Origin of the sequence: Cohnella soli (genome assembly GCF_042655525.1) — a bacterium.
Taxonomy (GTDB): domain Bacteria; phylum Bacillota; class Bacilli; order Paenibacillales; family Paenibacillaceae; genus Cohnella; species Cohnella soli.
In genome coordinates, this window is sequence record NZ_JBHSMI010000067.1 from 325,101 (window position 1) to 348,507 (window position 23,407).

Annotated in this window: 15 protein-coding genes; 1 reads left to right on the forward strand and 14 read right to left on the reverse strand. The window is 53.6% G+C overall.

Going from position 1 to position 23,407, the window contains the following annotated elements; all coding sequences use genetic code 11:
- Positions 1–165: 165 nt before the first annotated feature.
- The 7 genes from ACFPOF_RS30800 to ACFPOF_RS30830 all read right to left on the reverse strand — a co-directional run bounded on the left by ACFPOF_RS30800 (position 166) and on the right by ACFPOF_RS30830 (position 7,525).
- A complete protein-coding gene (locus tag ACFPOF_RS30800; protein WP_378139529.1) occupies positions 166–918 on the reverse strand; it encodes a DeoR/GlpR family DNA-binding transcription regulator in 753 nt (250 codons plus the stop codon).
- On the reverse strand, positions 915–1,946 hold the full coding sequence (locus tag ACFPOF_RS30805) for an aldose 1-epimerase family protein (RefSeq protein WP_378139531.1): 1,032 nt from the start codon (positions 1,944–1,946) through the stop codon (positions 915–917). Before ACFPOF_RS30805 ends, ACFPOF_RS30800 begins: the two co-directional genes overlap by 4 nt.
- Positions 1,947–1,949: 3 nt before the next feature.
- Positions 1,950–2,495, reverse strand: a complete 546-nt coding sequence (locus tag ACFPOF_RS30810) for a D-lyxose/D-mannose family sugar isomerase (protein WP_378139533.1) — start codon at positions 2,493–2,495, stop codon at positions 1,950–1,952.
- Entirely contained in the window at positions 2,492–3,709 is a 1,218-nt protein-coding gene (locus tag ACFPOF_RS30815; RefSeq protein ID WP_378139535.1) for a carbohydrate kinase family protein, read from the reverse strand. Before ACFPOF_RS30815 ends, ACFPOF_RS30810 begins: the two co-directional genes overlap by 4 nt.
- A gap of 3 nt (positions 3,710–3,712) precedes the next feature.
- The gene (locus tag ACFPOF_RS30820) at positions 3,713–4,885 is read right to left on the reverse strand and encodes a Gfo/Idh/MocA family protein (RefSeq protein WP_378139537.1); all 1,173 of its coding nucleotides are present in this window, start codon (positions 4,883–4,885) and stop codon (positions 3,713–3,715) included.
- Position 4,886: 1 nt separating this feature from the next.
- Entirely contained in the window at positions 4,887–5,729 is an 843-nt protein-coding gene (locus ACFPOF_RS30825) for a class I fructose-bisphosphate aldolase (RefSeq protein ID WP_378139539.1), read from the reverse strand.
- Between the two features lie 680 nt (positions 5,730–6,409).
- Positions 6,410–7,525, reverse strand: coding sequence for a GntR family transcriptional regulator (locus tag ACFPOF_RS30830; protein WP_378139542.1), 1,116 nt, complete (start codon positions 7,523–7,525; stop codon positions 6,410–6,412).
- Positions 7,526–7,674: 149 nt separating this feature from the next.
- Here ACFPOF_RS30830 and ACFPOF_RS30835 point away from each other — a divergent pair, with 149 nt between their 5' ends.
- Positions 7,675–10,401 (forward strand): alpha-mannosidase, encoded by a 2,727-nt coding sequence (locus tag ACFPOF_RS30835; protein WP_378139543.1) that lies wholly within the window; start codon positions 7,675–7,677, stop codon positions 10,399–10,401.
- Positions 10,402–10,424: 23 nt separating this feature from the next.
- Here the strand turns inward: ACFPOF_RS30835 and ACFPOF_RS30840 are convergent, their stop codons facing one another.
- The 7 genes from ACFPOF_RS30840 to ACFPOF_RS30870 all read right to left on the reverse strand — a co-directional run bounded on the left by ACFPOF_RS30840 (position 10,425) and on the right by ACFPOF_RS30870 (position 23,386).
- Entirely contained in the window at positions 10,425–13,274 is a 2,850-nt protein-coding gene (locus tag ACFPOF_RS30840) for an OmpL47-type beta-barrel domain-containing protein (protein ID WP_378139545.1), read from the reverse strand.
- Positions 13,275–13,454: 180 nt separating this feature from the next.
- Entirely contained in the window at positions 13,455–14,333 is an 879-nt protein-coding gene (locus ACFPOF_RS30845; RefSeq protein ID WP_378139547.1) for a carbohydrate ABC transporter permease, read from the reverse strand.
- Positions 14,334–14,351: 18 nt separating this feature from the next.
- Positions 14,352–15,251 carry an ABC transporter permease gene (locus tag ACFPOF_RS30850; protein ID WP_378139549.1) on the reverse strand — a complete coding sequence of 300 codons (900 nt, stop codon included), beginning with the start codon at positions 15,249–15,251 and terminating at the stop codon, positions 14,352–14,354.
- Between the two features lie 78 nt (positions 15,252–15,329).
- Positions 15,330–17,039: an extracellular solute-binding protein gene (locus tag ACFPOF_RS30855; RefSeq protein ID WP_378139551.1), complete on the reverse strand. Its 1,710-nt coding sequence runs from the start codon at positions 17,037–17,039 to the stop codon at positions 15,330–15,332.
- 151 nt (positions 17,040–17,190) lie between these two features.
- On the reverse strand, positions 17,191–18,831 hold the full coding sequence (locus tag ACFPOF_RS30860; protein WP_378139553.1) for a response regulator transcription factor: 1,641 nt from the start codon (positions 18,829–18,831) through the stop codon (positions 17,191–17,193).
- Positions 18,806–20,608 carry a sensor histidine kinase gene (locus ACFPOF_RS30865; protein WP_378139555.1) on the reverse strand — a complete coding sequence of 601 codons (1,803 nt, stop codon included), beginning with the start codon at positions 20,606–20,608 and terminating at the stop codon, positions 18,806–18,808. The genes ACFPOF_RS30860 and ACFPOF_RS30865 overlap by 26 nt, the downstream gene beginning before the upstream one ends.
- Positions 20,609–20,917: 309 nt before the next feature.
- Positions 20,918–23,386 (reverse strand): glycoside hydrolase family 38 N-terminal domain-containing protein, encoded by a 2,469-nt coding sequence (locus tag ACFPOF_RS30870; protein WP_378139557.1) that lies wholly within the window; start codon positions 23,384–23,386, stop codon positions 20,918–20,920.
- Between the last annotated feature and the right edge of the window lie 21 nt (positions 23,387–23,407).

Genomic DNA, 23,407 nt, shown 5'->3' on the forward strand with positions numbered 1-23,407 from the left:
ATTACAGGAACAATGATGCTCACGTTCGTTCCCGCCCCAAGTTCGCTCTACCATCGATATCGTTACTCTTCTGCTAAACCGTCGTTAACTATAAGGGACCGTCCAACGAAAAGAAACCGCCATCCACTCGCTGACGGGCGAGTATTGGCGGTTTCCCTTTTGATACTATGCTTCAATCACGGAAATACCGGCTGACTCGCATGCATTCGCTAGCTCCCGTTCGGGCAACCGGTCGGTTATGATCCGCTGAACTTCCTGTAATCCTGCGAACGAAAATAACTCCTTAGCGCCGAACTTCGTATGGTCGATCACGATGTTCACCTCGGCTGCTTTGGCAATCGCCAGCTTCTTAATCTCAGTCTCATAAATATTCGAGTTGCTAAAACCGTGCGATGCGGTAAGCCCCGTTGCCCCTAAAAAGACGCGATCGAATGCCATGGTCCCAATTGTCGAAACCGCGAACGGGCCGATCAGCGTTGCCGTCGTCTCCATCGCCATTCCCCCGGCGACGATCGTCGGTATGTTTTTTTCCAACAATTCAAAAGCAACGTTCAATGCGTTCGTGACAACCGTGATTTCCATCCTGGGCTTAATCGATCTGGCGATTTCGAACGTCGTCGTGCCGCCGTCGATGAAGACGGATTCACCCGGTTGGATGAGCGAAGCCGCCATGCGACCGATCGCGACTTTGGCTTCCGTCTGGATGCCGGTACGCACCTTCAAGGCGACGTCTTTGCCGACATGGATCGCCCCGCCGAACGTGCGACGCGCAAGTCCCGCCTGCTCGAGCTTCTCGAGATCCCGACGAATGGTCATCTCCGTGACGTCGAACCGTTGCTTCAGCTCGACGATTTTAATTTCCCCGTCCGCTTCCAACGACTCGATGATCTTCCGCTGGCGATCATTTAATCCGTTCAATGAAAATCCAACTCCCAACGATAACGTATCGCTTGACCCGGCTGCAGCCAAACCAAGGTCCCTTTATCTTTTTCCGCGGCGATACCCTCAACCCCACAATTGGATGGTTCAATCCCGAGAGCGTAAGTGCCCGAAGCAGGCATCTTCCACTGGACAAGACGAGGCAGCGTATCCGTATTCCAGCCGATCGACACGGACAACGGAATATCGCGTCCGCCTGCTTGCGGAAAAGCCGGCTGCGTCAAAGTCACCGTCGCCCTTTCCCTGTCGGCCATATTATGATAATAGACGCGTTCTTCGTAACCTTCAACAGGTTGTTCAAAATGGTCGTATCCTATCGTTGGGACATCCGGTTTGACCGGAACGACTGATGTAGAAGGTATATCAAGTTGCGTGTTCTCGTCCATAAAAGGATAACCGAAATTAAAGTGATAGAGAAGCATATGCGGAGACGCTTCGAAACCGAGGTTCTCAACGACGTCTTCGACCGTAATCCGGTTGACTCCCATCCTGCAACGGATTTCGCGCTTTAGCCGGAGCACAGGGCCGAAAATCGCCGTCTCTTCCACCGTGCCCCGGATGACCATGTCATACTCGTCTCCGTTCCATTCCCCTTCCGCCGACACTTGTTTCGCGGGCGTATGATGTGCTTTCCCGTGAACGCCTTGAATGTTTCCTCCAAGCCCGGAAGATGAGCCGACGTTCGTCAACCCACACGTCATCAGCATGCCGCCGGACGCCGTACTCAGCCATTGTTTGTCGCGCGGGTCGTAATACATCGGATGAACGTCGCCGCTCGGGGACATCCAACTGATCGGCGTCCCCCCGTATTCGACGAGCGACAGATCGAGACCTTTCGTAGGAACGACGGTAAAGGCCAAGCCGGTCCCGTTTCGAACTTCGATGAACGACATCCCTTTTTCTTTCCCATCGATTCCTTCGCGATAACGAATGCCGCCGATTTGCTCCAACCGCCCGACTCTCGCCTCGATTTCCCGTCTTGTCCGCTCTTTTCCGTACAACTTCATCGGTTAGTCCTCTTCGATAACTGGCATCCGTTCGATCCGCGGGTCGGTGAAAATATCGAATTCGTCCCGGCTCGTGCTCGAAAACTCCGATACGATCGCGCCTTCTTCGCCCGCTTGGAACCAGTGGAGCGTTCCAGGTACGATTGTATATTGCTGGCCCGGCTCCAATACGATTTCATGATATACGGTATAGTAATCTTCGCTTCCCGCCGGAACGACGGCTTGAATGCCGTTCGTCTGTTGCCCGTCCACGTAGAGAAACACTTTGCCCGATCGGCAGCGGAACGTCTCCGTCTTGCCGGGGTCGTCTCCGACCGGGGGATGAAGGTGCTCCGGGCAAGTTTGCCTTGGAAACAGCACAAGCTCTTTCGCGCAATAGCGTGCATTGTTCACATACGTAATCAGTTCGAGACCTTGTCGCTCAAGATCGTTCAAACCGAAGCCGGCCACTTCGATGTTGCCGGACTCCTCGTCAGTTAGCACGATTCCCGCCTTCTCGAACATCGCTTTCGTGCGCAGTTTTGCGCTTTCGTATTCGCTTCGTTTCATTTCCTTACCTCCCCTTTCGCATCGTTCGGTCCGTTCCAGACGGCCGCGCCTTTCCGCGGATTCGCTTCGAAGCCGCTCAACAAGTTGCCGGTGCCGTGCTGCTTCCAACCGGCAGCGATCCGTTCGCTCAGTTCTGCCCATGGCATGATCCCGCTGACCGAATCCGGACGTTCGACGTTACACGCGCCCGTTCCTACCGCGCCGATCATCGTCTCCTCTGGCGTCAGCCCCTGCGCGAAGCCCGCAAGGAAGCCTGCGATCGTGCAATCTCCAGCGCCAGTCGTTCCTGCGACGGACACTTCGAAACAAGGCGCGTACAACTCTCTGTCCGTCCATACAGCAGGGTGTTCAGGCGCGTATTTACCGGCTTCGGCCAATCGCGCTTTGTCGCTCGTTGTACGTAAGTAAAGGCCGTACTCTCCCAGCTTGAGTACGACGACGGCCGCTCCCATTCCGATCAGCTCACCCGCGAGTTCATCGAGCAGATCGGCATCCATGTAGGCTTCCAGCCCTTTATTCGATAGCTTATCATATTGCTCTCTGCGAAGCATAAACATGATTTCCTCGATGCTCGGCAGAAACAAATCCACGAAAGGTAATACGCTTTTTAGAATTTGCCGCCAATCTGCCCGGCCAGCTTCCGCCGCAGGATCAGGCCTTGCCAGATCAAGGGAAGTCGTCGCTCCCGCTTGTTTGGCCCGCTGCATGAGATGAGCCAGCTCCGTCCCGCCATCTTCGAACATGCTTCGCATAAGAGGCGGATAACCAAAATGAAAAAGGCCGACTTGCCGCAGCGCTTCATCGGAAACGTCGCTCGACTTGAATGTATCGTTCGCGCCCGTGCAATGCAGGAACATCCGATCGATGCCCGGCGGATTTATGACGATGGAATACGAGCTCGCTTCTCCAGGGGAAACGATCATTCCTTGCGCCAGAGATGGATCGTGCTGCTGCAAAATACCGAGAATCGTCCGGCCAAACCAGTCGTCCCCGACTTTGCCCATTAGCCGAGTCGGCGCACCTAGACGGAACAGCGCAAGTCCCGTGTTGGGGACGGCGCCTCCCGTTGCAAGCATCGCCGGACCGCTATCGATCAGTTTGCCCGGCACGAAAATATCCTGCAGCGAGCCGTGCGTGCCTTCCATCACGGGGATGACGTCGAGGCAGACGTGTCCGCCTACTACGATCGGATAGGGCAATTTCTCGATGCTCACGGCTTAGCCTCCAATCACGTTAACGGTTTGCCCCGTAGCGTGGGATTCGAGCGCCGCCGTGAACAAAGCATGGCTGCCTGCCGCTTCTTCCGGCGTCGCGCAATGGAACGGCTGCATCATGCCGTTCTTGCCGTTCGCAATCTCGTCGCAGAAGGCCGCCCACATTTGCAAAATAGAATCGGAGAATCCGAACTCGAAAATGCCGCCCGTAATCGTCCCGTAAGCCGACTTGTAAGGTGCGTCCACGACATGCCACGCCTGGGAGCCGCCGGTCTCGTAAGGCAAGGAAGCAACTTGCTTCGGATTTTTGGTCGTAAATTCCGCGGACAGCTTCGTACCCTGAATCCGGATGAACCACGTATTCGCATGTCCAGGGGCGATGCGTTTCGTGGAAAGCACCATCGGGAAGCTTTGGTCAGCCGTCTGTACGTCGCAAGCGAGGATCGCGTTGTCCCACGTTTCGCATGGCGCCATGCCGCCTTTGCCGTCCGGACGTTCCTCGACGATTTTGCTCAATAGCGCTCTAACGCTGCGAGGTTGCCAGCCATAACGCATCGGCAAATGCAGCACGTGCAAGCCAAGGTCGCCCATACAGCCGTATTCGCCGTTCGTCGCAATTCTGCGCTTCCAATTGATCGGTTTGCTCGGGTCGAGATCGCTGGAATGCCAGAAGCCCGCTTCCACTTCAATAATGCGTCCAAATCGCCCTTCGTTCACCCATTTCGTAATCTGCATAGCGCCAGGGAAGAACGGGAACTCCGAAGAAGAACGGACAATCACATCCGGGCGTTCCTTCATCGCGTCGAGAATACGATCGTTTGCTTCCTTATCAATGCCGAACGGCTTCTCCCCGAGTAAATGCTTGCCTGAACGAATGATATCGATATAAATCTGCTCATGCAGATTATGAGGCACGGCGCAGTAAACCGCGTCCACTTCCGGGTTCGCCAGTAAATCTTTGTAGTCGGTATACACGTGCTTAACGCTAGGCACCGCTTGCTCGAACCAAGCCGTCGCGGCAGGGATCGCATCGCATACGGCAATGATGCTTGGTTCGAAATTCACATCGGTTAAGTGGCACCAACGCGCGGCCGCGCTAGCGAATTCTTTGCCCATCAGGCCGCAGCCGATAACGCCGAACCGAATTACTTTTTTCGTAGACTCGTTCGCCGCCATATCAGTCGCGCTCCCCTTTCAAAATAGCCAATGCCGTCTCGGCGCCTGCGCCTTTGTGTACAATCTGCATGAGCGCTTTCGTCATCCGGGCAGGGTCTGGATGCTGGATGACGTTCCGCCCGTAAACGATACCCGCCGCACCTTGATTCATGAGCCGTATCGTACGATCTACAATTTCTTCGTCGGGCGCGCGTCCGCCGCCGCGAACGAGCACGGGAATGCCGGAGGCGACTTCGATTACGCGATGATACTCGTCGACATTGTCGCACGGATCGGCTTTAATGACGTCCGCTCCGAGTTCGACAGCTTGGCGAACGAGCGGCATGATTTTCTCGATGTCACCGTCGACCATGTAGCCGCCTTTCGCCTCATTCGGCAGCATGACGAGCGGTTCGACCATGAGCACCATGCCGTAACGTTCGGCCTCCGATTTTAATTTCATCACGTTCTTCACGCATTGGTAGTGCAGTTCCGGTTGATTCGGCAGAAGCAGGAGATTGACGCATACGGCGACCGCATCAAGGCGGACCGCATGTTCGATCGCGTTATCGGCGATTTCGCTGAACAAATAATTTGGAAGCTTGGAGCCGTAGATGTTGGCAGCGTCCGTGCGCAGCACAAGGCCTGGTTTGCTTTTGCCGGGGATATCTTGCAAATGTCTAGCTTGACCGATGCTGAGCTGGATACAATCCGGATTCGCGTCCACGACCGTCTCGACCGCTTGCTTCATGTTCTCGATGGATGCCAAAAAAGTGTACTCGTTAAAAAATCCATGATCGATTGCAACATCAAAACATTTACCTTCTTCACTGAACATCCGCTTCATTCTCGCCTTTGTGCTCATTCTCGTCACCTCATAATAGTTGTTTTGTAACATTGTAAGTTCGTTTATAACATTATCATAACCGATATATTGCAACGTGTCGAGTGTAGTTTTACGCGGACTATCTCCTTTAAGTAGACACTGGGAAGGGACTTTTAAGCCAAAAATAGTCGCTGTCCCAAAAGCGTTCGCATGACAGGCGAACATCCTTTTTCACACGTGAAAGGACCTCAATTTCCACCACTTCAATGTGGGGGCTGAGGTCCTTTCTACGACGGTACAATCGACGATAGCTTCGAATGAGCGTCGAACGATTAACAACCGGACGAGCGTATGTGTATGAAAATTCGTACAAAATCGGGAGGATCGGCGACCGGACGGGCTATGTGTATGAAATTTCACACAAAATCGAGTAGGTCGGCAACCGGACGGGCTATGTGTATGAAATTTCACACAAAATCGGGTAGGTCGGCAACCGGACAAGCATGTATGTATGAAAATTCACACAAAATCGGGAGGATCCGCAACTGGACGAGCGTATGTGTATGAAAATTCGTACAAAATCGGGCAGAACGGCACCCGAACGGGGTATGTGAACGAGAAACACGAAGGGCACATAAGATCGCAAAATGGCTTTTGGGACAGTCCCGATTTTTAACGCTACATCTCGAGGAAATGTCACTGGCTTCAGCCTGAACGACTTAATCGATACCCTCGCTAACGGGCGCAGTGGAGCCGCGAACGATCAATCGCGTCGGCACGCGGATCATCACCCGGCTCTGATGCGGGTCTTCGATCAAGGAAAGCACCCTGTTCGCCGCTTCGCGGCCGATCCGCTCACCTTGCTGGGTGATGCAGGTCGGCGGGATGCGGGCGTCGCCGGAATGATCGTAGTCGTCGAAGAAGATGACGGACATTCGTTCCGGCACCGCCTTCCCGATTTTCTCCGCAGCGCGGATCGCGTTCAGCCCGATTTCCTCGTTAGCCCCGAACAAGGCCGTCAGATCGGTCTTGTCTTTCAGGAACGCTTCGATTTCTTCCTGCTCTCCCCGCTCGAGTACTCTGCTCTTGTCGAAAATCACCCCATAATCGTTCAAAGCTTGCCGATACCCTTCCAGACGCTCCTCCAGACTCGTCGTACCCGCGCAGGCGGGGGATACGAACGCGATCCGACGATGCCCCTGCCGCAGCAATTGCTCCGTCGCTTCGTATGCTCCCGTGTAATGGTCGGAGCATACGCAATTGGTCTCGACCCCCCGCAAGTACCGGTCAAGAACGACGATCGGGTAGCGATCCAGCGAAAGCCGGAGCATCCCTTCGTTGTACGTCTGTCCGTCGGAAGGATAAATAATGATGCCTTGCGCTCCCGCTTGAACAGCCTCCCGAAGCTTCTCCTCTTCCTTGGCTTGGGAATAGTCCGTGGTCATCAGAAGAATCCGATAGCGTGAGCCATCTAACCCCGCCTCCACTCCCGAGGTCAGACGCGTCATCAGATTGCCTCGCATTTTCGGAAGAATCAGCGCCACCAGATGAAGCCCATCTTTGTCCAGGTCCGGCTTAGCGTACCGGATCGGTTCTTTTTCCCCGGCATATTGGCCCACATAGGAACCCCTTCCCTGAACTCTATAGACGATCCCTTCCTCGACCAGCTTGGCCATCGCGCTTCGGATTGTAATGCGACTCACGTCGAACTGCTTGGAAAGCTGTGTTTCCGAGGGCAGCTTGCGTCCTGCTCTCCATTTCCCCGAACGAATATGGTCGATCACGTAATCGCGCACTTGGGCGTAAAGCGGCGTTCGTTTGGACGTCTCTTTCATCGGCCCATCATCTCCTGACATAACAAATATACAACTTTCTCTGATTGACTTCATCGTCACCCATTTACTTTTCAATTAAAACTGCCTATTATCCAGTATAACAAGTAAGCTCAAAGTTGTATATTTGTATTGTATATGGAGGAGAAAACATGACGAAACCCGTTGCGCACATTATCTCTCACACTCACTGGGACCGGGAATGGTATATGCCGTACGAGAAACACCACGTTCGCCTGATCAAGCTCATGGACGTTCTTCTCGACGTATTGGACAAGGACGGGGAGTTTCGCAGCTTCCACCTGGACGGCCAGACAATCATCCTTGACGACTACTTGCAAGTTCGCCCGGATCGGCGCGAGCGGCTCGCAAAGCTCATTCGCGAGGGCAGAATCGTCATCGGCCCTTGGTACATTCTGCAGGACGAGTTTCTGACAAGCGCGGAAGCGAACGTCCGCAACCTGCTCATCGGGCACAAAGACGCGAAAGCCTTCGGACCCGTCGCGAAAATCGGCTATTTCCCCGATTCCTTCGGTAATATGGGCCAAGCCCCCCAACTGCTGCTTCAGGCAGGCATCCGGAACGCTGTTTTCGGCCGGGGCGTGAAGCCAACGGGGGCGAACAATACCGTGGCCGATTCAGCGGCTTACGAATCCCCCTTTTCCGAGATGATCTGGCGTTCCCCGGACGGCTCCGAAGTGCTGGGCATCCTGTTCGCCAATTGGTATCACAACGGAATGGAAATTCCCGCCGACGAAGAGGAAGCCCTTCATTATTGGCCTGAGAGAATGGCAAACGCGGAGCGCTTCGCCGCGACGCCCCATCTGCTGTTTATGAACGGCTGCGACCATCAGCCCGTACAGACCGATCTGTCCGCCGCGCTAGTAACCGCTCGCAAACTCTATCCCGGCTATGACTTTAAACATAGCAACTTCGCCGAATATATCGAGGCCGTGGCAGGAGCCGTCGACAAGCCGCTAACGGTGATCGAAGGCGAGCTGCGAAGCCAGCGGACGGACGGTTGGGGAACTCTCGTCAATACAGCTTCCGCGCGCGTATATATGAAACAGGAGAATAGTTTAGGCCAAGTCTTGTTGGAAAAGATAGCCGAACCCGCGGTGGCGATCGCCGCGCGCTTGGGCTTAACGTATCCGGAACATCTGCTCGATTACGCTTGGAAAACGTTGATGCAGAACCACCCCCACGACAGCATCTGCGGCTGCAGTGTCGACGAAGTTCACGATGAGATGATGACTCGGTTCGCGAAGAGCCGTCACGTCGCGGAATCTTTGGCGCAGGACAGTCTTAAATTCATGGCCGACCGCGTAGATACTTCGATTTTCGATGACGCGGACGTCCCTTTCATTGTCATGAACTATGCGGGAATTCCGAGAACGGGCTCGGTCGGTGTAGAGCTGGAAATCGTGAAACGTCCTCTCGGCCTTTCGCCGACCGAGATTTACGGCGAACTGGAAAAACTCGACATCGGCGGCGGTTTCGTCGTGGATGAGAAGGGGAATATCGTGGAGGCGGAGATCGAGGATCTGGGAGTTCGGTTCAACTACGAGCTGCCCGACGACAAATTTAGGCAGCCTTACATGGCTCGCCGTCTTCGGGTTACGCTGAAAGCTGAGCAGGTTCCCGCATTGGGTTATCGCACCTATGCTTGGCGCCGAGGTTCCGGCCCCTCTCTTGAAACCGGCACGATGCCGGTCTCAGGAAAGCCGGGGCCGTTCGCTCTCGAGAACGATTATTACTCGATCTTCGTAAACCGCAACGGAAGCTTGACGTTGACGGACAAGGAGACCGGAGCCGTATACGAAGACCTGTGCGTGTACGAAGACGTCGGCGACATCGGCAACGAATATATATTCAAGCAGGATGGCAGCGGACAAGCGTTGACGACTCGCGATCTGGAAGCCGAGATTCGTTTGCTGCCCGGCAGTTCCTTCTCGACGACCGTCGAGATCGTCCATCGCTGGGAAATCCCGGCGGAAGCCGAGGCCACCCTTCGGCGAGAGACCACCGCCATGGTTCACGTCCGGGACCGTACGTCGGGCCGTTCGGAACTAAAGGTTCCGCTTGTCATCAAGACTCTCGTCACCGTCGAACAAGGCTCCCGGGCGCTGCAAATCTCCGCTTCTTTCAATAACCAATCGAAGGATCACCGGCTGCGGGCATTGTTCCCTACGAATATCGTCACCGACGTCCATTATGCCGATTCCGTCTTCGAGATCGCCAAGCGGCCGATCGCCCCCGCGCCGGAATGGGTCAACCCGAGCAACGCTCAGCACCAGATGGCCTTCGTCGCTCTTGACGATGCCGAGCGTGGTCTCGCCGTCGCGAACATCGGACTGAACGAGTACGAGATTCTCGACGACGGACGGAACACGATCGCCGTTACGCTTCTGCGGTCCGTAGGCGAGCTCGGCGACTGGGGCGTATTCCCGACTCCCGGGGCGCAATGCTTGGGCGAGCAGGAGGTCCGGTTAGCGATCATTCCCTACAGCGGGCAAGCCAAACGCAGCGAAGCCGCCAAGGAAGCTTATACCTTCCAGATTCCTTGGGTCTCCGTCCAAACGGACATCCGGAAGGGCGAGCTTCCGCCCGTCCGAAGCTGGCTCGTCTGGAGCGGTGAACATCTCGCCCTATCCGCCGTCAAGAGGGGCACCGACAGCGGCGACACCGTCGTCCGCTGGTACAATCTGGCGTCCGAGCAGACGGAGCTTGTCGTTACGCCTTCCGGCGAAGTTGCGGAAGCGTACGCGAGCAACATTCTGGAGGAGCGACTGCATTCCCTTCGCCCCGACGAGGACGGGAAGTTCCGCGTTAGGGTGAAGCCTTTCGAGATCGTGACCTTGCTATTCGATCGTCTTTAAAGGTGTATGCGACTCGATACAGCTTATTTGGAAAGTAGCTGCTGCGCGATTTTAATTAAAATATCGGCCGCATCGGCGGCGATGTGCTTGCCGCGCTGCGCTTGCACTTCCTGGACAAACGCCTTTAGGTTGCCCTTATCTAGTTTTTGCTGCAGGCTGTTGCCGATACCGCGGTTGTCAATCACATTCGAGCTTACCCATCGGCCGATCAGTTTGCCCAATGAACCCAGGTCGGCATCGACCTGGAACGTCACGGTCTTCTGTTGTAAATTGCCGGCCGCATCGACTGCGCTCACCTTTAACGTATGATTGCCCAGGGCCATCGTATACAGAGGGATAGCCACATTCGGCTGTACAGGCTTGCCGTCCAACGTCGCCGAAGTCAGCGATTTGTCCACGCCCGACAATCCGTCCGACACGGCAAATTTCGGAGTCAGACTCTCGGCTATGGAATAACTACCGTTCACCGGTTCGGTTACGGTGATGTTGGGGGCGGTCGTATCTACTTTAAAGGTCAGCGACTGCACGGCTTCCATGTTGCCCGCGTTATGCGTCGACCGGTAACTGACAGCGTATTGCCCATCGGCGCCGAACGTCAACGGCGCCGAATAGGGCTGCCAATTGGCTCCGCCGTTCGTGCTGTACTCGAACGATGCAACGCCAGAAACATTCGTCGCAGATAAGGTCAGCGTGACCGGGTGGACGTACCAGCCGTTTTGTCCATCCGGCTGTTTCGGGGAGAGGTCCGCCGTTACATTTATGTCATCCGTCTTCTCATCCAACACATACAATTTGCCTTCACCTGGAGCAAAGCTGCCAGAAAGCGTGCCAGCCATACTGTTGTAATTCGTGCTTGTCTCGCTTCCCGTAATTTTGGACACTTCTTTCACTGAACCAGGCTTGGACGGAAGGGAGAAGGCAATCATACGAGAATTTTGAATATCTCGATTTACGACCATCACATATTTTCGGCCGTTCTCATTTGTAAACGAGCTAATGATCATCGGCTGGGAGGAGTCAGCTGGCTGCCAAAAGAAATCCGTCGGTACTGCCTTTGTCCCTTGCGGTCGTGTTCCCGTATGATAAACAGCCTTCGATTTCAATCTCTGCAGTGTCGGTCCAAGCTTGAGTACACCAGCATTAATGTTTTTGGCCGAATGGTATAATGCGCTCTTCGAACCATCAGGAAGGATGAGTCCGCCCACAAATGGTGATCCGCTCCAATTTTGATAGAGAAAATAATTGATTCCTTTTGCACCGTACGCAAGATTGGTATATACCTGATACATGAGTTCATTTTCGTTTGGCTGTCTTAGAGAGCCTTCCTCGCCCACTGATTGGATGTAGGACCAGAAATCAATTTCTGCTGCAAGAGCTTGCCGACGGATGATTTCCAGGTTATTGTAATATCCATCTTCATTTATTCCGCCACCTAGACGGAAAGGATAATAATCAAACATCAGAACATCAGGACGTTTATTGGCCCACCGGTAAACATAATCCTCATAGGTGCGGTATACAATGTCCTGGTTGATTGTAAACCAGAAATCACTATTCATCGCAACGCCACTTTTATAACCAGTCCCGTCCTTCTCCCAGTCCGATCCTGCTTCCCCATAAACAACCCAACCAACTAAATTTTCAACTCCCCCTCCATTATGGGTAAGCTCCCAATAATAAGTTGTATTAGGGCTAACAGTCGCGTTGATAGAAAACTTTGGATAGCTGTAGACTACACCCGGAGCCCCCTTGGTATCCTCGCCTAAAAGTGTCGTTTTCGCTGGAGAATCCCATAATTTCAAAGTTATACTTTCACCGTCGCCCCACATACCACCTATAAATAATTGGATAGTTGAAATCGAGGTCGTTACCGCATTTGTTTTAAACGTTTGACCTAAGGACTGGCTAGGCGACACAAAATCTCCTGAGTGCGATTCTCTAAAAAGTTGATCATCAGAAGCATAGATGGGAAGCAAGTTCGCATATGTCATGTGATCGGGATCAGCCTGTCTGAAATGTTCCATCGTGGCTTGCAGTCCTGTCATTCCTTTTGCCGAAGGTTCATCTACAATGGCGTATCCCATAAGCCAGGGGTTCGACTTATAGCGATTCGCAATTTCGTCGATCCATTCTGTAGCTGGTCGAGGGGCTCCTTCATAAAATTTGTGATTGTAATTGATTTTGAACCACATATCATGATTACTTTGGGCAACACCTGCCTCATAAGCGGTGCCACCGGTGTAAGTGTCAGATGAGCTCCCTTTCACTTTAAGAGGCGTGGAGCCATCGCTTGTTAACTCCATATAATAGGTTGTATTAGGAGAAATCCATTTGTATAATCCAAACTTTATATATTCACTGCTAACTGCTCCAGTAACAGTTGATCTTCCCAATAAAGTTGTCTTGCTCGTAGAATCATACAGGCTTAATGTAACTTTACTTTCTTCCGTCCAGTCAGATTTGTCTATAAATAGCTCTATCGTATTGATTGCCGTGTACGCATCTGATGTTGTTGTAAAGGTTTGCCCTACAGAGCTGCTTTTACTTAAAACCCACTCATTATCTGCAATGGTTTGTCCCACAGTGAATGGATACATGATGAGTCTTGTATCGGTTACCACACATTTGATTTCAACTATTTCGCACTGTGCTAGCGAAGCATCATTGGCCTCAACGGTACCTTCATTATTAACGATATAGGTAGCATTCATGTCTTTTATTTCTTGATATTTAACAGTTGTGGCCGGATCTGGAGCAACAAAAATTCCGATTGGGAACGGATCAACTTGCGAGACGCTGGCATGAATTGAAGACAAAGGCGTAAAGCAGGCCAAAAGAGCTACTAGTACAAATTGGACAACCATTTTTCGCATACAAAAACCTCCCGTTATTTAATTAAACTACTTACATAAACGAATTCACGATCAAATCGTCCGAAATTGAAGCGCTTTCAGTTCTGAGCTTCATTTTGCCCTCTACTTATCTTTCGAATGTTAATGCTTGTACGCGAGTGCGATTGACGCACTATCACCTCCTTTCATCCCATCCTGGACTCACCCCTTGACGCTGCCCAGGACAATTCCTTTGACAAAATAACGCTGCAGAAACGGGTAAACGACCATGATCGGCAGCGCGCCAAGAAAGATTTGCGAAGCTTTGGCCGTGCGATCCGAGACGTCCTTCAGTATCTCGAAATCTTTGCCCGACATCGAGGTCAGATCGATATGAACGAGAATCGTCTGCATATACGTCGACAGCGGAAAATGCTCCGGCACCTTCATCAGAATCAAACCGTCAAACCAGGAGTTCCAGTGTCCGACGATCGTGAATAGCCCGATGGTCGCCAGCGCCGGCGTGGACAGCGGAACGTATATTTTCCATAGAATCGTCCAGTGGCCGCCGCCGTCGATCGCTGCCGATTCGTCCAGCTCTTTCGGTAAACCGCGAAAGAAATTGAGCAGCAAAATGACGTTAAACACGGGCACGGCCCCCGGCAGCACGAGCGCCCACAGCGTATCCATAATGCCGGTCCACTTGATCGTCATGTACCACGGAATAAGCCCGCCGTTGAACAAGATCGTGAACACGAAAATCCAGGCATACAGCGTTCTGAACCGAAAAGCCGACACTTCCTTGGAAAGCGGATACGCGACGAGCAGCGTCAGCAGCAGATTCACGACCGCGCCCAGCCCTACCCGCTGCAGCGTGACGACGATCGATTGCAGGAAAGCCGGTTTCCGCAAAATGAATTCGTAAGCGTTCGTTGTGAATCCGACCGGCCAAAGCTTGACAAGACCTGCGGCCGCCGAGCTGTTGTTGCTGAAAGACAAAGCCAGCACGTGCACTAGCGGCAGAATGCAAAACAGCGCCAATAAAGACAAGAATATGATGTTGAATAGGTTAAACACGCGGTAACTTACGCTCGTGCGCATGATCGTATCCCTCCTGTGCTAGAAAATCCGGTAGTTGGCCAATCGATAAGCCAGAAAATAGGACACGGACACCATGACGAACGACACGATGGATTTGAATAGCCCGATCGCCGTCGCGACGCTGTATTGCGCCTGTTCGAGTCCTATCCGATAGACGAGCGTATCGATGATATCTCCCGTTTCATAGACCGAAGGGCTGTACAGATTAAAGATTTGGTCGAACCCGGCGTTCAGCACGTTGCCCAGACTCAACGTAGCCAGAAGCACGATGATCGGCAGCATGCCGGGCAAAGTCACGTACAGCGTCTGCTTCCAGCGATTGGCTCCGTCGATCAGCGCCGCCTCGTACAAAGCCGGATTGATCGAAGTGAGCGCGGCCAAATAAACGATTGTATTGAATCCGAATTCCTTCCACACATCGGTTGCGACGACGGTAAAGGGGAACCACTTGTTATCCCCGAGGAAGTAGATCGGCTCGATTCCGAATGTGCCGAGCACCTGATTGACAATACCTTGCGAAGGGGACAAAATGTCGATCAGAATGCCGCCTAGGATGATCCAGGACAAAAAATGCGGCAAATAGATGAGCGTCTGCACGCTGCGCTTCAGCCAGCCTTTCCGCAGCTCGTTCAGCAGGAGAGCAATGACGATCGGCACGATTTGTCCGACGACGATTTTGAGAAAAGCGATGTAAAACGTATTGCCCAGCACGCGCAGAAAATTCGGCATAGCCCACAAGTATTTGAAGTGCGCCATCCCGACCCAGGGATTATCGAACAAGGGGCGTCCGGGCAAAAACTTGACGAACGCCAAAGACAAACCGAAAAGCGGAACGTAACTGTAGATCAATACCAGCACCAGACCGGGCAGCAGCATGACATGCAGCGGCAGCTGGCGAATTGTTTTTTTTGAAAGCATGTTTATCCACATCCCTGAAACGGTAGAGGGAGAAGAGCCGCAAAGTTCTTCTCCCTCTCCTTGTTATCGATTATAGGCTTATCTGGAAGCCGCCCATTCGTTGACTTCCTTCGTAATTTGATCTCCGCCGAGCTGCTTCCAATTGGCGACGAACTTGTCGAATTCTTCGATAGGGGCCGCGCCCATAATGATTTTGGTGAACGTTTCTTTGACCAGCGTATCAAGCGTGCTGTTCTTCTCGCCCATCGTCGGCGTCGGCGGCCCAAAGTATTCGCTGCGCAGGAACAGATTTTGATCCAGCATCTGTTCGATAACTTTGTAGCTGCCGTCCGGACCGAATACTTTGTAGTAGCCCCAGCTCTTCTCATCGCCTTCCAAATACTTGGCAACGACCGCCAGTTGCCCTTCCCTCGCCGTCTTCATGCTTTCGATATCGTTGGCCTCGAACAGCTTTTTCGCTTTGCGGTACACATCCAGATTTTCCGTAATCGGCGCGCCGGCGAGAATGATGTATTTGAACGTCTCAATGCCATCGTACTTCGCGTCCGCCTTATCGCCTTTAATGTAGTTGAAGTCGTAGAAAAAGTTCAGCATCTTGAGAGCGGCTTCCGGATGCTCTACGCCTTTACGGACGACATAGTATTGACTGCTAGGCACATCGAACGGCACTTGTCCCTTCGCCGGCTGACCGTCTGATGACGGCAACTGGAACGGCTGCCAATCCATCTTCGGGTCGAGGTTTCTGCCGTCCTGAATCGGCCAGATTGGCGTCCACATCGCGCCGTAATACATGCCGAGCTTGCCGCTCGTTACCGCTTCGGCGATCTTGTTGCCGTCCTTCGTGCCGAATTCCTTGTCGATCGCTTTGGCGGCGTACAGCTTCTGCAGCGCCTCCAGCGCCGTCTTCATCTCGGGTTGAATGTTGCTGTTCACCAGTTGCCCGGACGCGTCCTTCAACCATGTATTGTAGTAAGCGTGATACCCGTTGAGGAATCCTTCGAAGCCCGGGAATCCGCCGTTCAAGTCTTTGGACAAGCCCAGACCGTACGTATCCGGTTTGCCGTTTCCGTCCGGGTCCTGCGTCGCGAACGCTACGGCGATTTTCTCCACATCCGCCATCTTCTTCGGTTCAGGCAAGCTCAGCTTAGCGAGCCAATCTTTGCGAATCCAGAGGAGCGGAACTTCATCGATATCCGAGCCGATCCGCGGTAATCCGAGCAGCTTGCCGCCGAAGGTCGCGGAGTTAAGCGCCACGCCCCCGTCGTCGGAAAATATTTTTTTCGTGAAATCGGAGGCATAGCTCTTATAAACATCCGTTAAGTCGGCCAATTGCCCCGCTTCGGCCAACTGCTTTAATTGAGCGCTGTTGACGACCATGATGTCGGCCAGGTCATTGCTCGCGATCGCCACGTTGAGCTTCTGATAATATTGGTCGATCGGCCCTTGCAGCGTCCAATCGTACTTGACCTTAACACCGAGCCTTTCCTCGTATTTCTGCGTCCACAGGTTGTTCGTCGCGGACTCGCCTTCAATAAATTTCACGTTCTCGTCGTAGGGCCGAATGACGGACACTTCGATCGGCGGGTCGTACTTGCCGAGCGGATCTGCGGGCTCCACTGATGCGCTTGCCGATGCGGATTCGGATGCGGCTTGCGAAGCGGTGCCGGACGGCGACTGCGACGCGCCCGCGTTGCCTTCGTTCTTCGAACTGCAACCGGACATGATCGTAACGAGCGCGAGCGCAGTCGCGAGTCCCATTGAAACGGATTTCGATTTGTTCTTGTTCATATGTCTCCCCCATGAGTGAATGTTGTCGAAGATCTCTCTTCTTGATTATTAGTATAGGAGCGCGCTCTAAGGAGCGAAATTGGACGATTTCGACTATTCTTGCTCTCCCGTTACAACTTTGCTCAGTCAGCGCGTTTGCGGCTTCGTCCGGTTATATCCGGGACTGCTCGCGATACTCCTGGGGCGTGAGCCCGATCGCCTTTTTAAAAAACCGGTTAAAATACGCCGCGGACTCGAACCCGACCTTGACCGCGATATCCTGCACTTTGTCGTCCGTCTCCTTGAGCCGTTCCGTCGCGGCGGCCAGCCGCGCGGACATAATCGTATCGGATACGCTTTCCCCCGCCATCTGCTTGTACAACCGCGACAGATAGGACGGATTCAGCGCGACGACTTCGCCGAGCCTGACCAGCGACAAGTCCCCCGATAAATTCGTTTCGATATATTGCTTGATCCGGTGAATCATGCTTTTGCCGTACTGCCGGGATATCGAATCCTTGCGGGAGAATACCGCGTCTCCTGCTTCCGATACGAGCGCGAGCGTCTGCTCCCAATTGGCATGCGTATCAAGCTTGAGCAGCCTGTCCATCGCCGGAGAGCTCAGCATCGGCTTCAGCAATCCTTCATTGGACAGCACCGTCATGAGCATCGAGATCAGCCGGTACGCCGCCATGAGCTTCCACTCCGCATCCCCGCCGGCGAGCTCGGACGCCGCCAATTCCGCCAGCTTGTGCCGAAATTCATCCCTCTGCCCGCTTTCGAGCAGCACGCTCAATTCGTCAATGAGTTTGCCGACCCGCTTGATGCCGTCTTCGCGAAGCGCAGTCTCGGACGGCTCATCGCCGTCCGCGTCGGTCAACAGCAGCTCGTGGCCTAGACCGAAGCTTCGGCGCATCGCTCTTCTCAGCGCTTCGTGCCGGGCGGCGACTTGCGGCCAGTCGCAGCGGTCAAGCGTCATCGCGAACGACAGCTGCAGCCGCAGCATTTGCTTGCACGACTGCTGAATTCTCTCGAACGCCCCTTGAATAAATTGCGGCACATTCGTCCGCTTGCCGTTCTCTGCCTCTTCCGACGCTGCGGACTGGATAATCCAGGCGATACGGTTTTTCTCGTAAACGAACGACTGCGCATTCACGGAATCCGCCAAATACTCTTGAGCGATATTTTGCACGGCGAACAGCAGCAGCGATCTGTCGGCGTCACCGTAGTCGTTCCACTCGTCCACGCGGGCGATCGCCAGCCATACGGGACGGTCGCAGGCGAGCGGAAGCTTGAGTTCGGCGAATTGCTCCTTGAGCCTTCCGCCGACTGTTTTCTCCCCTTGCAGGATGTCGGTCAAAAACTCGTTTTGCAGAAACGGCAGCGCGGCCTGGAAACGGGACTGCGCTAGCGCGAACTGCGTTTCCCTGACGAATTCCGCTTCGATCTCATCAAGCGCTCTCCGGATCGCCCGCAAGACCGGTTCGTCCCCTTCGGTCTTCAGAATATAGTCCGCGGCCCGGTGATGAATCGCTTCCCGGGCGTAATCGAACTCGTCGTGACCCGTCAGAAAAATGACTTTGCACCTCGGCCACTGCTTCTGGATGTGCTTCTGCAGCTCCAGTCCGTCCATGCCGGGCATGCAAATATCTGTCAGCACGACATCGATGGTCGCTCTTTGCAGCCATTCCAACGCTTCGTTCGCGGAAGCGGCCTTGTACACTTCCAGTTCGGCGAAGTTCGCCTCTTTCACCATCGCGGTCAGCCCGTTAAGAATAAACATTTCGTCATCGACGATCAGAATTCGCCGCATCGCTATCCCCTCCGTTCGCAGATGAATCGACAGGCAAATGCAAAGATACTTTCAAGCCGCCCGCCGCTCCGGCCGACACGCGTACGCCCCACGGCTCTCCGAACTTGAGGCGGATGCGCTTGTTAACGTTGATCAGTCCCGTATTTTCCAACGCGCCGAACGACGACTCTTTCAGCTTGCGCTGCAGCGCGCCGATCTCGTCCCCGCTTGGCGCAGCGCCGTTGTTCTCCACCGAGAAGACAACAGATCTTCCATCTTCACCGTCGATGAGCGACAGCGCGATCCGCCCGTTCTCCGTCACCGACTGCAAGCCGTGCTGGTAGGCATTTTCGACAATCGGCTGAAAAATAAGCCGCGGGATGCGCAAGTCGTCCAGATGCGCGGTCCGGCAAACGATCGTCGCTTCGATCCGGTTCTGAAACCGCATCTGCTGAATTTCCAGGTAAGCCAGCGTATGGTTCCACTCTTGCGCGAGCGTCGCTTCGTTCGAGGAATTGCGAGTAATGTACACGAAATAGTCGCCCAAATATTGCGTCGCTCTTTCCACGTTGTCGATATCGTGCATCCGCGCCATCCGATGGACCATATAGTAGGTGTTGTACAGAAAATGCGGATTGATTTGCGACTGCAATTGCTTGAGCTCCGACTGCTGCGCCATAATTTGCGATTGATACACATCCTGCACTGATTGCCTGAGCTGGCTGACCATTTTGTTGAATTGCCCGTACAAATACTGGAACTCGTCCTGATTGCGGTGCGTAATATTCAAGCTCAAGTCGCCCTTCTCGACTTTGCGGAACGCTTGTACCATACGCCGGATCGGGGAGTGAATCGAGCGGAAAATCCAGTAAGAAAATCCGACCACCGTAATCAGCGTCGCGCCGAACAGACTCTGGAAGAGCGTGCGGTAGCTCTGTAATGGACCAAGCACATTCTCTTCAGGCGTATAGAGCGCTATCGTCATGTTGAGCAGATCGGAGCGTTCGTACACGACGTAGTAGGCATGGTCGCCAAGCTTCAGGACAGTTCTGCCCGACTGCCGGTCCGCCGCTTGCCGGTTCGTATAGGCCATGATGCGATCGTTCAGCCCCTCGACGGGTTCTCCCGCGGCCAGCTTCCAATCCCGACTGTCGTTGAACAGCAGCGCCCCGCCTCCGGTCTCGCCTGACAAGCGGCTCAGGAAATGTTGCAAGCTCGACTGGTCGATCTCGGACTGCAGCACATAGAGAGGCGGGAAAACCATATAGGAGTTCGGGTCGGGGTAAATCGTGCTCAGCAGCAGCTTGCCGTTCCAGAAAACAAACGGGGATTGCTGTTCTTTTTTCAACAACTGCAATTGCTTCAGTTCGTCATCCGCTATTGGATCGGTATCCGTCATGGACAGGAGGTTTTTGTGAAACTGGGGAATATACAACTGGGTTTGCTTGACGTACAGGCTGGACATTTCCAGAATCCACAGCTTGTTCTGCACGCGCTTCTGCATCTGCATCACTTCGTAATAGGGCAGGATCGAGGACATGCTGCTCAGCTTCGTGATATCGCTATCGAGCGGATACTGCGTGTGCATCCGGATCAGACGATCCATCTCGGCTTCGAGCGAGCCGATATTGAACCGCACCCGCGTTTCCATCGAACTCCATATCTCTTTGCGGACGCTATCCGCTCCGATGCTGAACAATTGGAAAGAGACAATAAACGAGGGAACGATCGCGATCAGAAACAAGACGATCAGCTTAGGGAAGATTTTCAGGTTTGCAAGCCCAGTGAATGCTCTCATGATGTAACCGTCCTTTGTCCGCTAGGGCGTGTCTGAATACTCCGAGCAGGTTTTCAGACACGACCTAATGTGTGTTGTAGTTAATTATACGCTGGACGAGCCCAGTTCCCCTAGATTGCCGGTCTTGTGCGTGATTGTATTATGACGACTATTCTTGACTTTTGTTTACTCGTTTCGCTTTTCCGACAGTTTTGGACCCGCTGCGCGGCGATTTCTTCAGCTTTCTTCTGATCTTTCACGTCTCAAAACAAAAGAATCTTCTTTTCCACTGAAATCGTGGATTGGAAGATTCTCTATTGTTGCCGTTCCTTACCGTTCCATTAAATTGATTTCCTTCAGGGTACCTTCATCCGGATCGAACCTGAGCGTCTTGATTTCGAAACCATTCAGCGAAACGGGGTATCTTGTGCCTTCCGCAGTTACAATTGCCGTCTCGCGAGCCTGTCCGGTCGGCTCGAACAGCCGCAGGACGAACCCTTCTCCACGCTCTTCGCGTTTGAAAGCAGCAAGCTGCACGATGTCGTCTTCCAGGACAAACAGCGGCGTCGGCAATTGACCTTGACCGGAAGGGAAGAATGATAATGCGAACGGCTTCTCTCCATGGACGAGCGCCTCGCGGTCAATCGTATCCATCCGTTGCGCCGCTGGCCCCGCATTAAGCCAAAACGTAAACTGGCGCTCCCCTTGATCCATCCTTGGCAGGAACCGATCTTGTACGACTAGCGGGCGATCCATGATCGGATGCGCGCAATACGCCGGAGAACGAAGCAGCGTCATTCGGATCTCTCCGTCTTTAAAGTCCGAACCGTAGACTCCGTCGTTCGCGATCGTCACCGCAAACGTGCCGTCCGTCGCCGCCACCCATTTTTGCGCGACGGCTTCATCCCCGTTCGCGGGCAGTTCGGCGACTCCGTACATCGTTTGTCCCCGGTAGGCCGCGTTCGTCGCGAGCGCCGTCGGTACGGACCATTTGAGCATCTTGTTTTTTTCATTCCAGAACACTCGGACGTGGATTTCAGTTTCCGTTCCGTTCTTTGGAAGCTTATACGTTTGCACGATGCGCGAATCGCGGTAAAAGAAAAGCGCTTCGATGACCGAGCGTGCTTCGCCGTCCTCAACGATGCGGACGGACGGAAGAAGTCGCGTATCCACGCCCGAGAAATCCGTTCCCTCACCCATCGGCATAAGCTCGAATCTTCCAATGATATCCCGGAACGAATTCACGTCCATACGCCATGGATCTCCATTATCGTTCACGACGAGCGGTTGGCATGCACCCGGTAAAACGACATTTCGACCGTCCGCGACGTATTCGTCGATGAAACCAGACCTTGCGTTGATCACGACGGATAACCGCTCGGTCAGGAAAGAAATTTTACCGTCAGAAACAGTCAACGCAGGTGCCGGCTTCTCAGGAAGTTGCTTGATTCGGCAATCAAACCTGTTCATGGACATCGGTTGAAGCTCCGCTTCGAAAACCACTTTTTTACGCCAATCGAGGTTGAGGTTGCTGTCTTCCTTCTCCGGTTGGGAAGGAATTCGAACGCCGTCCTTGTATACGATCGGCATCGAAAACTCCGGTTGCCAATTCTGGTCTTCCAGCATGAATTCGCATTCCCAGACGCCACGAACAGGGAATGGATGCGGATTATACACCAGGATAGGATATTCCCCGGGACTTGAGACCGGTTGGCCCGACGCTAAGGCGAAGAAAGCGCGCGCCTTGAGGCGGCTTAATACTTCAAGTCCGTGATCGAGCCCGCGGAGAGAGGTATCCTCAACGCTTTGCACGGATGACCCCGGCAAAATATCATGGAACTCGCTCGTCAGCAAATCTTGTTGGGCTTCCTGAAGCTCGGCATACGGATAAGCGAGGAGCCCTTGGAGCGAAGCCGCAGACAACATCTTCTCGGTCATGTAAAGCTCGTTCTCGAGCTTGCGATGCTTCTGCTTAATGCGGACTTGCGAGGTGTAGCAGCCGACGAACCGCGGATTCAAGTCCCGATTCATGACGGGAAGCTCCTTCGTCTTGGCCAGTTCGGCGAAATACGCCTCTGGCGTCGAGTGTACGATGTCGAAATCGCCCGTCTTCTCCTTCAACTCCGCGATCAGTTTGAGATCAAGCCGAGACGGTCCGCCTCCGTGATTCCCGACTCCCCAGAGCACGAGCCCGATCTGCGCTTCCGGGTTCTCTTTTAACCACGAAGCGATTTTCTCGGTCGATTTGCCAAGCTGAGAATTGTAGCCGTTCCATACTTTATGCGCCATGACCGAACTGCCGTTAAAGCCTTGCCAAATGAAATCTTGGGCGGGAACTTCCATTTCGTCCGGCCGCATGAAGATGTAAGAATCGTAGCCCGCAAGCTGCATGATCTGGACAAGACCTTGAGAGTGGCCGAACGGATCGAAGTTTATCGCCGTCGTCGGCTCCGAGTCATCTCCGAACTTGTCGCGGAAATAAGTTCTGCCCACCAGAATTTGTCTCACGATCGACTCGCCGGAAGGCATATTGCAATCGGGCTGCAAATACCATCCGCCCATAATGTGCCATTTGCCGGCTTTCACGAGGCGCCTAATGCGCTCGAACAAAGCTGGCTCGTACTCCTCGATCCATTGATAGAGAATAACCTCGTTATGATTGAAAATATATCCGTCGAACTCCTCGCAAAAATCGGCGGCCGCCCGGAACGTCGATACCGCCGCCGCTGCCCCTTCCTCCCACTGCCATTGCCATACCGGGTCCAAATGCGCGTTGCTGAGCAAATGCAATGTTCTCACCGGAAAATTCACGCCCCTCTA

Coding starts and splice junctions, on each gene's coding strand:
- ACFPOF_RS30805 (WP_378139531.1), bottom strand. CDS start 1,946: ATGAAGTTGTACGGAAAAGAGCGGACAAGACGGGAAATCGAGGCGAGA.
- ACFPOF_RS30810 (WP_378139533.1), bottom strand. CDS start 2,495: ATGAAACGAAGCGAATACGAAAGCGCAAAACTGCGCACGAAAGCGATG.
- ACFPOF_RS30820 (WP_378139537.1), bottom strand. CDS start 4,885: ATGGCGGCGAACGAGTCTACGAAAAAAGTAATTCGGTTCGGCGTTATC.
- ACFPOF_RS30825 (WP_378139539.1), bottom strand. CDS start 5,729: ATGAGCACAAAGGCGAGAATGAAGCGGATGTTCAGTGAAGAAGGTAAA.
- ACFPOF_RS30830 (WP_378139542.1), bottom strand. CDS start 7,525: ATGAAAGAGACGTCCAAACGAACGCCGCTTTACGCCCAAGTGCGCGAT.
- ACFPOF_RS30835 (WP_378139543.1), top strand. CDS start 7,675: ATGACGAAACCCGTTGCGCACATTATCTCTCACACTCACTGGGACCGG.
- ACFPOF_RS30840 (WP_378139545.1), bottom strand. CDS start 13,274: ATGCGAAAAATGGTTGTCCAATTTGTACTAGTAGCTCTTTTGGCCTGC.
- ACFPOF_RS30845 (WP_378139547.1), bottom strand. CDS start 14,333: ATGCGCACGAGCGTAAGTTACCGCGTGTTTAACCTATTCAACATCATA.
- ACFPOF_RS30850 (WP_378139549.1), bottom strand. CDS start 15,251: ATGCTTTCAAAAAAAACAATTCGCCAGCTGCCGCTGCATGTCATGCTG.
- ACFPOF_RS30855 (WP_378139551.1), bottom strand. CDS start 17,039: ATGAACAAGAACAAATCGAAATCCGTTTCAATGGGACTCGCGACTGCG.
- ACFPOF_RS30860 (WP_378139553.1), bottom strand. CDS start 18,831: ATGCGGCGAATTCTGATCGTCGATGACGAAATGTTTATTCTTAACGGG.
- ACFPOF_RS30865 (WP_378139555.1), bottom strand. CDS start 20,608: ATGAGAGCATTCACTGGGCTTGCAAACCTGAAAATCTTCCCTAAGCTG.